Source organism: Halomonas sp. BN3-1 (assembly GCF_003056325.1).
Lineage (GTDB): Bacteria > Pseudomonadota > Gammaproteobacteria > Pseudomonadales > Halomonadaceae > Halomonas > Halomonas litopenaei.
Window position 1 is genome coordinate 1 of sequence record NZ_PYVV01000009.1, and the last position, 12,011, is coordinate 12,011.

The 12,011-nt window shown below is 62.8% G+C and carries 12 protein-coding genes, 4 tRNA genes and 2 pseudogenes; 16 read left to right on the forward strand and 2 right to left on the reverse strand.

Annotated elements, in window-relative coordinates:
* Positions 1 to 937: 937 nt before the first annotated feature.
* Complete coding sequence (locus tag C9F12_RS13030; protein ID WP_108449166.1) at positions 938 to 1,501, forward strand: type 1 glutamine amidotransferase domain-containing protein; 564 nt, start codon at positions 938 to 940, stop codon at positions 1,499 to 1,501.
* A 145-nt stretch (positions 1,502 to 1,646) separates the two neighbouring features.
* Here C9F12_RS13030 and nhaC read toward each other — a convergent pair whose 3' ends face one another.
* Both nhaC and C9F12_RS13040 read right to left on the reverse strand, forming a co-directional pair.
* Positions 1,647 to 3,140, reverse strand: a complete 1,494-nt coding sequence (nhaC, locus tag C9F12_RS13035) for a Na+/H+ antiporter NhaC (protein WP_108449167.1) — start codon at positions 3,138 to 3,140, stop codon at positions 1,647 to 1,649.
* A 21-nt stretch (positions 3,141 to 3,161) separates the two neighbouring features.
* Positions 3,162 to 4,301 carry an aminotransferase class I/II-fold pyridoxal phosphate-dependent enzyme gene (locus C9F12_RS13040; RefSeq protein ID WP_108449168.1) on the reverse strand — a complete coding sequence of 380 codons (1,140 nt, stop codon included), beginning with the start codon at positions 4,299 to 4,301 and terminating at the stop codon, positions 3,162 to 3,164.
* 153 nt (positions 4,302 to 4,454) lie between these two features.
* Here C9F12_RS13040 and C9F12_RS13045 point away from each other — a divergent pair, with 153 nt between their 5' ends.
* The 15 genes and pseudogenes from C9F12_RS13045 (at position 4,455) to rplL (ending at position 12,010) form a co-directional block, all read left to right on the forward strand.
* Complete coding sequence (locus tag C9F12_RS13045; protein ID WP_108449169.1) at positions 4,455 to 5,135, forward strand: FCD domain-containing protein; 681 nt, start codon at positions 4,455 to 4,457, stop codon at positions 5,133 to 5,135.
* Positions 5,136 to 5,501: 366 nt separating this feature from the next.
* On the forward strand, positions 5,502 to 6,539 hold the full coding sequence (locus tag C9F12_RS13050; RefSeq protein WP_108449170.1) for a biotin--[acetyl-CoA-carboxylase] ligase: 1,038 nt from the start codon (positions 5,502 to 5,504) through the stop codon (positions 6,537 to 6,539).
* Positions 6,536 to 7,375 (forward strand): type III pantothenate kinase, encoded by an 840-nt coding sequence (locus tag C9F12_RS13055; RefSeq protein WP_045990874.1) that lies wholly within the window; start codon positions 6,536 to 6,538, stop codon positions 7,373 to 7,375. Before C9F12_RS13050 ends, C9F12_RS13055 begins: the two co-directional genes overlap by 4 nt.
* A gap of 67 nt (positions 7,376 to 7,442) precedes the next feature.
* Positions 7,443 to 7,550: pseudogene (locus C9F12_RS23100) on the forward strand (type III pantothenate kinase); the annotation flags it as partial.
* A 59-nt stretch (positions 7,551 to 7,609) separates the two neighbouring features.
* A pseudogene (locus C9F12_RS23105) lies at positions 7,610 to 7,726 on the forward strand (type III pantothenate kinase); the annotation flags it as partial.
* 210 nt (positions 7,727 to 7,936) lie between these two features.
* Positions 7,937 to 8,020 (forward strand) — tRNA-Tyr (locus C9F12_RS13070).
* A gap of 118 nt (positions 8,021 to 8,138) precedes the next feature.
* A tRNA-Gly gene (locus C9F12_RS13075) sits at positions 8,139 to 8,212 on the forward strand.
* Positions 8,213 to 8,253: 41 nt separating this feature from the next.
* Positions 8,254 to 8,328 (forward strand) — tRNA-Thr (locus C9F12_RS13080).
* Between the two features lie 143 nt (positions 8,329 to 8,471).
* A tRNA-Trp gene (locus C9F12_RS13085) sits at positions 8,472 to 8,547 on the forward strand.
* A 72-nt stretch (positions 8,548 to 8,619) separates the two neighbouring features.
* A complete protein-coding gene (gene secE, locus C9F12_RS13090; protein WP_045990873.1) occupies positions 8,620 to 8,988 on the forward strand; it encodes a preprotein translocase subunit SecE in 369 nt (122 codons plus the stop codon).
* 8 nt (positions 8,989 to 8,996) lie between these two features.
* Complete coding sequence (gene nusG / locus C9F12_RS13095) at positions 8,997 to 9,530, forward strand: transcription termination/antitermination protein NusG (RefSeq protein WP_045990872.1); 534 nt, start codon at positions 8,997 to 8,999, stop codon at positions 9,528 to 9,530.
* Between the two features lie 141 nt (positions 9,531 to 9,671).
* The gene (gene rplK, locus C9F12_RS13100; RefSeq protein WP_045990871.1) at positions 9,672 to 10,103 is read left to right on the forward strand and encodes a 50S ribosomal protein L11; all 432 of its coding nucleotides are present in this window, start codon (positions 9,672 to 9,674) and stop codon (positions 10,101 to 10,103) included.
* Positions 10,104 to 10,105: 2 nt separating this feature from the next.
* Positions 10,106 to 10,798 carry a 50S ribosomal protein L1 gene (gene rplA / locus C9F12_RS13105; RefSeq protein ID WP_045990870.1) on the forward strand — a complete coding sequence of 231 codons (693 nt, stop codon included), beginning with the start codon at positions 10,106 to 10,108 and terminating at the stop codon, positions 10,796 to 10,798.
* Between the two features lie 253 nt (positions 10,799 to 11,051).
* Positions 11,052 to 11,555, forward strand: coding sequence for a 50S ribosomal protein L10 (gene rplJ / locus C9F12_RS13110; RefSeq protein ID WP_045990869.1), 504 nt, complete (start codon positions 11,052 to 11,054; stop codon positions 11,553 to 11,555).
* Between the two features lie 80 nt (positions 11,556 to 11,635).
* Complete coding sequence (rplL, locus tag C9F12_RS13115) at positions 11,636 to 12,010, forward strand: 50S ribosomal protein L7/L12 (RefSeq protein ID WP_108133877.1); 375 nt, start codon at positions 11,636 to 11,638, stop codon at positions 12,008 to 12,010.
* Position 12,011: the final 1 nt, after the last annotated feature.

Here is a 12,011-nt window from a genome sequence, read left to right on the forward strand (position 1 = left end):
GCGCGGCTTCTCATCGAGGGCCGGGCGCCAGTGATGCGTGCCCATCGAGAGCCCGAATACATTGGCGCAAGCCCACTTTGTCAATGTCGTAGATCCACGTTGCAAAAGCCAGGCTGACCATACATTTCGTATGCATGGGGCAGACCCCGCTTTTTATATGTGGGGCCGCACTGCGTGCGGTCCGGCCGCTCGCAGGCTCGCGTCGTTCGTCACCCCTTGCAGCTTCGCTGCAAAAGCTCGGGGTGACTCACCCCCATGCGACTACCCTGTCGGGAACAGGGGAGAACCGCCGCAGGCGGGCCTTGAGGAACGAAGGGCGAGTCTCAGGGATGAGACGAGTAGAAACATTGTTACCTTGGTGGCGTCATCCGGCAGTCTTCAGGGGCAGAGCGGCGGCCTGGGCGGGCGCAGTAGATCAGAAGGTCGGCCCGTCCGTCAGGTATCGATTCAAAAGAAGGCCCAATTCCGAGAGGAGTTGGGCCTTCTTTTGTGTAAAGAGTCGTACCCGCGCCACCGGTGAGCGCCATCGCCTGGACGTTTGCGTGCCGGATGCGCTGCACCCGGGACAGGGCTACCTCGATAGCCTGTTCGCCATCAGCCCCTAGCTGTGAGGGGGCGACGGCTAACTGCCGCCGCGGATTGAGCGGTGCATCAACGACTATCAGGCACGACTTGTACAGGCCTGTCTTCCCAGTTCGTGCTGTTTGGCGGCGAGGACCAGGGCAGTGTGGGGTGGCCAGCAGCATGTCTAGTCATCGAGCAGCTAAGCCATCGCTATCACCGGAATCTTCCACCAGAAGGGGAGAGTCGGCGACCGACAAACTTGATTTAGGCTTGTGCGATACGCGGGTTGAAGCACGGCGGCTGGACCTCCATCTTGTACAAGCACGTGACAGATAGAGTCGATTGTCTAATTTATCGATCCATGGAGGATGTCATGACGCAGCAAGTGGAAGGCAAACGTGTCGCGATTCTCGCCACCCACGGTTTCGAGGAGTCGGAGCTGGCGGTACCCAAGGCGAAGCTTCAGCAGCAGGGCATCGTGGTGCACGTGGTCTCCCCGGAGGCCAAGGGCATCAAGGCCTGGGCAGAAAACGACTGGGGCGACACCTACGACGTCGACGTGGCCCTGGATGATGTCAGCGAACATGACTATCACGCCTTGGTGTTGCCTGGCGGCCTGTTCAATCCCGACGCCCTGCGCCAGGACGAGAAGGCCTTGAGCTTCGTCAATGCTTTCTTCCAGGCACACAAGCCGGTGGCAGCGATCTGCCACGCCCCCTGGATCCTGATCAACGCCGGAGTGGTGGAAGGTCGCAGGCTGACCTCCTACCCGAGTGTCGAACAGGATCTGCGCAATGCAGGCGCCGACTGGGTCGACGAGCAGGTGGTGGTGGATAACGGCCTGGTGACCAGCCGCAAGCCCGATGACCTGGATATCTTCTGCCATAAGCTGGTCGAGGAGATCCACGAAGGGCGCCACGAGAAGCAGCACGCCTGATTTCGCTCAGCACGGCAAGCTGGCCGAAGAAAAGAGGCCCCCGGCGATATGGTCGCCGGGGGCCTGTTGCGTGTCGAGGTGGTGTTGGCTGGTGATGTAGCCGAGCCAGTTCGACGGGCTAGTTCGAAGGGCTGGTTCGATGGGCCTATTTGACGGTGGAAGAAGCGTTCATTGATGGAGTGACCGAATCGGTCTGTTCCTCGCCAGTGGGCTCGATGCGCTTTACGCCGAACCAGCCGGTCCAGGGCCCGATCATCGCCAGCAGGATCGAGAAGACGATGCCCAGGTAGTTGAACAGCGCCCAGGGAGCGTAGTCGAGGGTGGCGACACCCAGGGTGCCAGCCATATAGACCGCGGAGACGGTCCAGGGGGCCAGCGGCTCGGGAATCATGCCGCCGTCTTCCATGCTGCGCGACAGGTTGAGCTGATGCAGACCTCGCTTGCGATACTGCTCGGCGAACAGCTCACGGGTCAGGAAGAAGGTTACATAGCTGTTGCCGGTGGCCAGGATGATGGTGCTGCTGGCCGCCAATGAGGCCAGGATGGTGCCGCGGGCGGAGCGCACGTAGGCCAGGCTGCGATCAAGCACGACCTTGAGGATGCCGGCGGCCTCCAGCGCCGAGGCAAAGAAGAAGGCACACAGCGCGAACAGCACTGCCCCGTGCATGCTGTAGAGCCCGCCACGGTTCAGCAGGCTGACCAGTGCCGGGGGCAGGGTGGCGACGTCCAGGCCCGGGTTGAAGCCGGCCAGCAGGCTGACGTTGAAGCCCGAGACTGCGGCCTTGGCCACCGCCTCGGGACTGGCGCCCTGGAGCAGTATCGCCAGCAGGGCGGCGCAGGCCGAGGCCAGGAACAGTACCACCAGGGTCGGTTTCTTGCGCACCGAGCCGAACAGCACGATGGCCACCGGCAGCAGCAACAGGAAATTCAGCTGATAGAGCCCACCGATGGTCTCGGCGCTGGCGGCGATGGCCTCGGGGGTGCCCTCTGCCAGGTCCATGTTGAGACCGAGGATCAGGTAGACCACCGCGGCCACCACGCTGGCGGGCAGCGAGGTGTACATCAGGTGACGGATGTGTCGGTACAGGTCCTCGCCCACCACCATGGAGGCCATGATGGTGGTGTCCGATAGGGGCGATAGCTTGTCGCCGAAATAGGCGCCTGAGAGCACCGCGCCGGCGGTGATCGCCAGGTTGATGTCCATGGCCGCAGCGATGCCCATGATGGCCACCCCCAGGGTCCCGGCGGAGCCCCAGGAGGTGCCAGTGAAGGTGGAGACGATGGCGGTGCCGAAGAACGCCATGACGTAGAGGTAACGGGGGTCGATCAGCTCGAGACCATGGTAGATGAAGTAGGGAATGGTGCCCGAGATCATCCAGGTGCCGATGATGATGCCGATGCTGTAGAGCACCAGCAGGGCGGACAGGGCGGTGCGGACCTTGTTGCCCATGATGTCCATGACACCATCCCAGGTCCCGCCGTGCAGCAGGCTGAACAGGGTGGCGGCAGCGCCCAGGGTGATCAGCACAAGTTCGGTGGGAAGGCCCGCCACCACGATGCCGTAGACGATGGCAAAGGCGATGGCGGTCAGCAGTATCAGGGATGGAACAAGACCAGGTTGTCGTTGTGTCGCTGGCATGGGATGTCCTCCTCGTGGTGATCAGCGGTCGAGCGCGGCGAACCCCCGCTCGAGATCGGCGATGATGTCGTCGATGTCTTCAAGCCCGATGGCCAGACGAATCAGCGGCTGGCCGCTGCCGTCGGGGCGCATGGGAGACAGTGCGAGACTCTCGTAGCCGCCCCAGCTGACGCCGATGCGCATCAGTTTGAGGGCGTCGATGAACCCCGCGATGCGCGGGTAGCTGGGCTGGTGAAGTGCAAAGCTGAGCAGGCCAGAATGTCCGCGCAGCTGGCGGGTGGCCCAGTCGGCGGCGACGCCTTCGGCGAGGCTTGGGTGATGCACCGCTGCGACCTGCGGATGGTCAGCGAGAAAACGTGCGACCGTCAGGGCATTGCGCTGATGCTCGGCCATGCGCACCGGCAAGGTGCGTAGACCGCGCAGGATCAGCGAGGCGCTGTGGGGCGACAGGGCCGCACCGAGCAACTGGTGGCCGTTGGCGAAGAGGCGGTCGATCAACTCGGCGTCGGCGATGACTGCGCCGCCGACCACGTCGCTGTGCCCGCCGATGTACTTCGACAGCGAATGCACCACCACATCGATGCCGTGGGTGAGCGGCTTCTGGAACAGCGGGGTGGCCCAGGTGTTGTCGATCAGCGTGAGGATGCCGCGTTCCCGGGCGATGGCGGAGATGGCCTCGAGGTCGGCCAGCTCCATGCGCAGCGATGACGGACTCTCGATGTAGATCAGGCGGGTCTCTGGCCGAAGATGATCGCTCACGTCCTGATCACCGCCAATGCCTTCGTGGCTGACGCCGTAGCGGGCCATATGGTCGAGCAGTTCGACGCTGGGGCCGTAGGTCTGGTTGATGCGCAGAACGTGGTCGCCGTGCTTCAACAGCGAGAATAGCGTGGCGGAGATGGCGCCCATGCCGGAGGCAAAGGCCTTGCAGGCCTGGCCGCGTTCCAGCGCCGCCAGCTTGTCTTCCAGAAGCTTGATGGTGGGATTGAGCCCGCGGCTGTAGATGAAATTTTCGCGCTCGGCCAGCTGGGCACGGCTGAAGCTCTCGAGGTTCGGGAAGGTGAAGATGCTGGTCTGGTAGACGGGAGGTGCCACGGCGCCGTGATGATCCTGGCGCTGTTCGAAGGCGTGACTACAGATATGGCGATCCTGTGGGTCCACGGTGCGGTCTCCGCAAGCAGGGTGGATTGAGCTATCAGCCTGTCTGATAGCTAAGCTAGCACGGCCCTGCCGGCCCCACAATTGATCCAGAAGAGGTTTGCCGTTACCGTCGATCAAGCCCCAAGACGCCTTTCCTGCCTGGATGCCAACGTCATGAAACGACTCTACTTATCGGACACCGTCGCCGGAGAGATCAGCGCCTATATCGCCAAGGAGCAGTTGGCGCCGGGGGCGCGCCTACCTTCGGTGGGGGAGTGGATGGAGCGCCTTGAGGTAGGCCGATCTACCCTCCGGGAGGGCCTCAAGAAGCTCCAGGCCGAGGGCATCATCGAGGTGGTCAACGGCAAGGGGATCTTCGTCAGCGAGCAGCGGACCTTTCAACTGCTGGCGAGTCTTGGCATCCACGACGCCAGGGCGCATCTGCTGGAGATGCTCGAGGTTCGCCAGGCGCTGGAGGCCCAGGCCATCCTGCTGGCCGTGAGGCACGCCGAAGAGGCCGCCTTCGAGGCCATGGCCGGCCACCTGGATGACTATCGACGCGCGCGGGAAAAGGAGGACTTCCTCGCGGTCAGCGAGGCCGACGCGGCTTTTCACCTGGCGATCTATCAGGCCTGCGGCAATCGCGTACTGGTCGGACTGATCCAGATGATGCACGACGAGCTGTACCTGTCCTGGGACTCGCCGGACGATCGTCATGGAGTGTTTGACGCAAGCTTTGCCCACCACGAAGACCTGCTCGAGGCCATGCGTAGGGGGGATGAAGCGGCCGCCCTGGCTGCCTTCGAGAACCTGATCGGTGCCACGCGCAAGAGCGTCGAAGCCATGGTGTCCTGAGAGCGCCGGCCTGGTGGCTGGTTCGTTGCGCTTGCAGCAATAGCGTACAGGGCGGGCTTCGCCAATCAGCTCTTGCTGCTTCGATGCAGCGAGCGCCAAGCAGTGGTCGGTCAGCAGGCCGCCGGCATTGGCGTTGTGGACGACTTTCGAGACCAGGCTCGGGCATTTCCACGTGGCGCCATTCGAACAGAGTGGCGGAAGCTTGCATGGTGCCTTTTTCCTGTTGCTCGCCACCGCCCGCCGGTGCTCGTAACACCTGGAGGAGTTGCTCAGAGGCACACCCACAGGAGTGTTGCAGGCGCGTGGATTTCCGGCGACAGGCGACATTCGATAGACTATGCCCTTTTCCCGTGGAAGGGGCGAGGGATGACCATTGGTGAGCTGATCCGGCTGTTGAGTGACGGTGAGTTCCACTCCGGCCAGCAGCTGGGGGAAAAGCTGGGCGTGTCGCGGGCAGCGGTGTGGAAACAGCTGCGCAAGCTGGAGGATCTCGGCATTCCCATGGAGGCGGTCAAGGGACAGGGATATCGTCTGGCCGAACCCCTTGAGCTGCTCGATGGGCCCTCGGTGGTGGCCGCGCTGTCACGCGAGTCGCGTCGGCACCTCTCGCGCCTCTTCGTGGAAGATACCTTGCCCTCGAGCAACGAGTTCCTGCGCGAGCGTTTTCGTCAGGGAGCGGGGCACGCTGAGGCCTGCCTGGTCGAGCAGCAGAGCGCCGGCCGTGGCCGGCGCGGGCGTACCTGGACGACCCCCTGGGGGCGCACGCTGATGTGCTCCGTGGGCTGGCGCTTCGATGCGGGTGTCGCTGCCCTGGAAGGGCTTAGCCTGGCCATCGGCGTGGTGCTGGCCCAGGTGCTGGAGCGCCATGGACTCAAGCCTGGGTTGAAGTGGCCCAACGACGTGCTGTTGCCCTTGGGGCCGCAAGGATCGGCTCAGCAGGGATTGGATGAGCAGGGGGTGGGTCAGCAGGGCTTTGGCAAGCTGGCCGGTATTCTGGTCGAGATGAGCGGTGACGCCGCCGGTCCCTGCGAGGTGGTGCTCGGCATGGGCATCAACGTGGATTTGCCGGAGAGCTTCCGGGCGAAGATCGATCAGCCGGTCGCTTGTGTGCATGATCAGGCTCCTGGACTATCCCGTAACGTGCTGGCGGCCGAATTGCTGGACGGCCTGCTGGCCATGCTGGCAGGTTTCGAGGAGCAGGGGTTCGATGCCTGGCGCGACGCCTGGAACGCACGTCACGCCTTTGCCGGTTGGGACATCGAAATCATTCGAGGGGAGCAGCGCGAGCTGGCTCGGGCAGGAGATGTGGATGGCAGTGGCAATCTCTGGGTGCGCAAGGGGGCTGACGGAGAGCGGCAAGAGCGTCTGGTGGGAGGAGAGATCAGCGTGCGGGCTCGCCCATGATTCTTGATCTGGATATCGGCAATACCCTGTCCAAGTGGCGCCTCAAGGACGCTGACAGCAGCGAGATTCGCTCCCGGGGCGCGGTGTGGACCCGGGAGGAGTGGAAGCCCGGGTCGGACATTCCCGACCTCGACGTGGTCGAGACGGTGCGCATTTCCAGCGTGGCCAGGCGTTCGGTGCTGGCGCAGACCGAGTCGCTGCTCAAGGACCGGGTGCGTTCCGTGCACGTGGCGCGCTCCTGCCACGAAGCGCTGGGTGTCACCAACGGCTATCACGAGCCGGGTCGACTGGGCGTGGATCGCTGGATGGGGGTACTGGCCGGCTATCAGCTCGCCGGTGCCAGTTGCACGGTGGACTGTGGCAGCGCCATCACCATCGACTTCGTGCTGCCAGGCGGGCGTCATCTCGGGGGGTACATCCTGCCGGGGCTGCGTCTGATGAAAGAAAGCCTGAAGCTGGGCACCCGCAACGTGGCCATCGACCCGGACAGCGAGGCAGACGAGCTGCTGGCTCCTGGACGGCGCACGGTGGAGGCGGTCAATCACGGTATCTACATGGCCGCTGTCAGCGCGGTCAATCGGATCTATAGCGAGGTCTGCGACCGTGAAGGGGTAGCGCTGCCGATGCTGGTCACCGGCGGTGATGCCAGGGTGGTGTCTCGTGGTATTCGCGTACCCCACGCGATCTGGCCGGACATGGTCTACGCAGGCCTGGAAGCGTGCTTTCCGCTGACCGCGGCCGAACGTGCCGGCAAGATGGCGGGGGCGCCGGTGCCGCCGGCGCCCGTAGCGCTGGAAAAGATCCGCGCGGGTTTGGCGTTTTCGATGCTGCTGTAGGGCTCGGCTTGGCATGGTCAGGCTGGCTGGCGCATGGCTCTGCTGGAAGCGGCTCTCTGTCCCGACCCTGACCGCGGCGGAGCGTGCCGGCAAGATGGCGGGGGCGCCGGTGCCGCCGGCGCCCGTAGCGCTGGAAAAGATCCGCGCGGACCTGGCTTTCTCGATGCTGCTGTAAGGCTCGGCTTGGCATGGCCAAGCTGGCTGGCGGCATGACCGTGCTGGAGGCGGCGCTCTTTTCCGGCCCTGACCGCGGTAGAACGTGCCGGCAAGATGGCGGGGGCGCCGGTGCCGCCGGCGCCCGTAGCGCTGGAAAAGATCCGCGCGGGTTTGGCGTTGTCGATGCTGCTGTGACCATGGTTTTCCGGTGCGTAGGAAAAAAAGCCTATGGAAGCCTTGCGTTATCCATTCTGCTTTGACACAATGCGCCGCGTTCCGAGGTACAGCGACCCACGGGTTGCAGGCTGCCGTCGAGACAGGTTGCAAGAATTTCGCGTACAGCTTGATTCTTTTAAAACAACCACTTGACTTCTCGGAGCAGGGCGATAAAATACGTCGCCAGTTGGAGGGGTTCCCGAGTGGCCAAAGGGAGCAGACTGTAAATCTGCCGCGAAAGCTTCGAAGGTTCGAATCCTTCCCCCTCCACCAGATTTTGATCGATCAGAGATGTGGTTTCTGGTTGATATGGAGCAGGCGGTCGGACGCTGCCAGGCTGGTTTGGGTTCGGTGGGCTTTGCTTCAGCAAAGAAGGTTTAGTACCGATTTTGCGGGCATAGTTCAATGGTAGAACCTCAGCCTTCCAAGCTGATGATGCGGGTTCGATCCCCGCTGCCCGCTCCAGAGTTCAGGCAATGTGAAGTAGTTGGATTGCCGAAGAGTGCGCTCATGTAGCTCAGGGGTAGAGCACACCCTTGGTAAGGGTGAGGTCGACGGTTCAAATCCGTCCATGAGCTCCATCTAAGAAAAGCGAGCCTAGGCTCGCTTTTTCTTTCTCCGCCGCGTCTGCAGGGCGGAGGGGGTTGCCAGGCGAGATCCGTTTCGCTATCATGGCGCCCGCTGTTGCAGAGGCTGCCCGCAAAGGGTGGTTTGCATCGAGTACAGGCCAGTAGCTCAATTGGCAGAGCAGCGGTCTCCAAAACCGCAGGTTGGGGGTTCGATTCCCTCCTGGCCTGCCAGTCTTCCCCAGGCTGGCAGTTTTTTATATACTTTCGTGTTTCGATTGCCGCGCCCTGAGGAGTCTCGTTTTCATGAAGCATAACGCCGAGGTGCAGGAGTCGCGCCACGACGGGCTCAAGTGGGCGGTTGTCGTCGTTCTTCTGGTGCTGGCCGTCGTTGGCAACACCTACTTTGCCGACCAGCCGCTTCTGTATCGTGTTCTGGGCGTTGTTGCCCTGTCTGTCGTTGCTGCCCTGGTCGCATTGACCACCACCAAGGGGCGTGAATTGGTGGAGCTGGCGCAGAGCGCCAGGAAGGAAATTCAACGTGTCGTCTGGCCGACGCGCCCCGAGACCATCCAGACCACCGCCATCGTGCTGGTGGCTGTGCTGGTGGTCGGGCTGCTGCTCTGGTTGATCGACACGCTGCTCAGCTGGGCGATGTCCGGCGTCATCGGTTAGGAGTCTTCATGTCCAAGCGTTGGTACGTCGTCCACGCCTACTCCGGCTTCGAGAAGCACGTCATGCGCTCGCTGATCGAGCGTGTGAAGATGCACGGCATGGAAGATCTCTTTGGTGAGATTCTGGTGCCGACCGAAGAAGTCGTCGAGATGCGTGACGGCAAGCGCCGCAAGAGTGAGCGCAAGTTCTATCCCGGCTATGTGCTGGTCGAGATGGAAATGGTCGACGAGACCTGGCACCTGGTCAACGAGACGCCCCGTGTCATGGGCTTTATCGGCGGGACCAAGGAGAAGCCGGCGGCGATCACTCAGCGCGAGGCCGACGCCATTCTCAGTCGCGTCAGGGATGGGGCCGAAAAGCCGCGTCCCAAGACCATGTTCGAGCCCGGTCAGTCGGTGCGCGTCATCGATGGCCCCTTCGCCGATTTCAACGGCGTGGTCGAAGAGGTCAACTACGACAAGAGTCGTCTGCAGGTCAGCGTGCTGATCTTCGGGCGCGCCACTCCCGTCGAGCTGGAGTTTTCCCAGGTCGAGAAGGAGTAGGTCGACAAGTTTCTTACGGTGGGTCTGCTCAGGCAGGCCCGCCGTCATGTGCTGAAAGTTTTCAGTGCGTAGGGGTCGCCTCGAGAGGCGGCCGTTTTGTCCGGGGAGCCGCAAGGCGCTACTACCCAACTGGAGTCCATCATGGCCAAGAAAGTACAGGCTTACATCAAGCTGCAGGTTGCAGCTGGTAAGGCCAACCCGAGTCCCCCCGTGGGTCCCGCGCTGGGTCAGCACGGTGTCAACATCATGGAATTCTGCAAGGCGTTCAACGCCGAGACGCAGAACATCGAGCCGGGTCTCCCGACTCCCGTGGTCATCACCGTCTACTCCGACCGCAGCTTCACCTTCGTCACCAAGACACCGCCCGCCGCGGTGCTGCTGAAGAAGGCCGCTGGCATCAAGTCCGGCTCTGGTGAGCCGAACAAGAAGAAGGTCGGTACCGTGACCCGCGAGCAGCTCGAAGAGATCGCCAAGACCAAGGAGCCGGACATGACGGCTGCCGATCTCGACGCCGCGGTGCGTACCATTGCCGGTAGCGCCCGCAGCATGGGCCTCAACGTGGAGGGTCTCTGATCATGGCAAAGCTTACCAAGCGCGCAAAGCAGATTCGCGACAAGGTTGACGCCACCAAGGTCTACTCCATCGACGAGGCCGTGGCTCTGCTCTCCGAGCTGTCCACCGTCAAGTTCAAGGAGTCGCTGGACGTCGCCATCAACCTGGGCGTCGATCCGCGTAAATCCGACCAGGTGGTGCGCGGTGCGACCGTGATGCCCAACGGTACCGGCAAGGACGTGCGCGTTGCCGTCTTTACCCAGGGTGCCAACGAAGAAGCCGCCAAGGAAGCCGGTGCCGACATCGTCGGTATGGACGACCTGGCCGAGCAGGTCAAGAAAGGCCAGCTCGACTTCGACGTGGTCATCGCCTCGCCGGACGCCATGCGTGTCGTCGGCCAGCTGGGTCAGATCCTGGGTCCGCGTGGCCTGATGCCGAACCCCAAGGTCGGCACCGTGACCCCCGACGTCGCTACCGCCGTCAAGAACGCCAAGGCCGGTCAGGTGCGCTTCCGTACCGACAAGAACGGCATCATCCACACCACCCTGGGCAAGGTCGATTTCGAAGCCGACGCCATCAAGGGCAACCTGGATGCGCTGCTCGCCGACCTGAAGAAGCTCAAGCCGAGCACTTCCAAGGGCGTGTACTTCAAGAAGATGACCCTGTCCACCACCATGGGCCCGGGTCTGACCGTCGATCACTCCGCGCTGGTGTGATGCGACACAACAGGCAAGACACTTTGCGGTCCCCGTGCCGGGTGATTCACCCGGCCGGCGGGGCACCGTCAAAGACCGCAGGCGCCGCCGCCTGACCTTCGGGTCTGCCGGCGGCTTAATCGCCCCCGGGCACCTGCGCAGATGGTGTTGCCGCCAGGCATCTGGTGAGCACCATCATTGAAGCCCCTCTTCTACGGAAGGGGAGATGGTAACCATCGGAGCCCTCGGGTTCCGGCACGAAGGAGTGATCACAGTGGCACTAGCACTCGAAGGCAAGAAGGCAATTGTTGCCGAGGTCAGTGAAGTCGCCAAGGATGCACTCTCCGTCGTAGTTGCCGACTCTCGCGGCGTCGCGGTCCACAAGATGACCGAACTGCGCAAGCAGGCTCGCGAGAATGGCGTCCAGGTGCGTGTTGTGCGCAACACCCTGGCACGCCGCGCCCTGACCGGTACTCCCTGGGAGTGCCTGTCAGAGACCTTCGTTGGTCCGACTCTGCTGGCCTTCTCCAACGAACATCCGGGCGCTGCCGCTCGTCTGTTCAAGGAGTTCGCCAAGGATGAGAAGAACTTCGAAGTCAAGGCGCTGGCCTATGAAGGTGAGCTGATCCCGGCAAGCGATATCGACCGTCTGGCGACCCTGCCGACCTACGATGAGGCGATCGCCAAGCTGATGTCCGTCATGAAGGAAGCTTCTGCCGGCAAGCTGGTTCGTACTCTCGCTGCGCTGCGCGACCAGAAGCAGGAAGAAGCCGCTTAAGGCGTCGTCCTGTCGACCGACCACGATCCATTTCGCGTTCTCGGGTAACCGAGACGCCCGCAAAGTTAGGAATCTAGACAATGGCACTGACCAAAGAAGATATCATCAACGCCGTCTCCGACATGTCCGTCATGGAAGTCGTCGAGCTGATCGAAGCCATGGAAGAGAAGTTCGGCGTTAGCGCCGCTGCTGCTGTCGTGGCTGGCCCGGGCGCTGGTGGCGAAGCCGCCGCTGCCGAAGAGCAGACCGAGTTCGACCTGGTGCTGACCTCCGCTGGCGACAAGAAGGTCAACGTCATCAAGGCCGTCCGCGAGATCACTGGTCTCGGCCTGAAGGAAGCCAAGGGTGCCGTCGACGGCGCGCCGGCGACCATCAAGGAAGCGATGAGCAAGGACGACGCGGAAGAAGCCAAGAAGAAGCTGGAAGAAGCCGGCGCGTCCGTGGAGCTCAAGTAAT

Coding starts and splice junctions, on each gene's coding strand:
- C9F12_RS13030 (WP_108449166.1), top strand. CDS start 938: ATGACGCAGCAAGTGGAAGGCAAACGTGTCGCGATTCTCGCCACCCAC.
- nhaC (WP_108449167.1), bottom strand. CDS start 3,140: ATGCCAGCGACACAACGACAACCTGGTCTTGTTCCATCCCTGATACTG.
- C9F12_RS13045 (WP_108449169.1), top strand. CDS start 4,455: ATGAAACGACTCTACTTATCGGACACCGTCGCCGGAGAGATCAGCGCC.
- C9F12_RS13050 (WP_108449170.1), top strand. CDS start 5,502: ATGACCATTGGTGAGCTGATCCGGCTGTTGAGTGACGGTGAGTTCCAC.
- C9F12_RS13055 (WP_045990874.1), top strand. CDS start 6,536: ATGATTCTTGATCTGGATATCGGCAATACCCTGTCCAAGTGGCGCCTC.
- secE (WP_045990873.1), top strand. CDS start 8,620: ATGAAGCATAACGCCGAGGTGCAGGAGTCGCGCCACGACGGGCTCAAG.
- nusG (WP_045990872.1), top strand. CDS start 8,997: ATGTCCAAGCGTTGGTACGTCGTCCACGCCTACTCCGGCTTCGAGAAG.
- rplK (WP_045990871.1), top strand. CDS start 9,672: ATGGCCAAGAAAGTACAGGCTTACATCAAGCTGCAGGTTGCAGCTGGT.
- rplA (WP_045990870.1), top strand. CDS start 10,106: ATGGCAAAGCTTACCAAGCGCGCAAAGCAGATTCGCGACAAGGTTGAC.
- rplL (WP_108133877.1), top strand. CDS start 11,636: ATGGCACTGACCAAAGAAGATATCATCAACGCCGTCTCCGACATGTCC.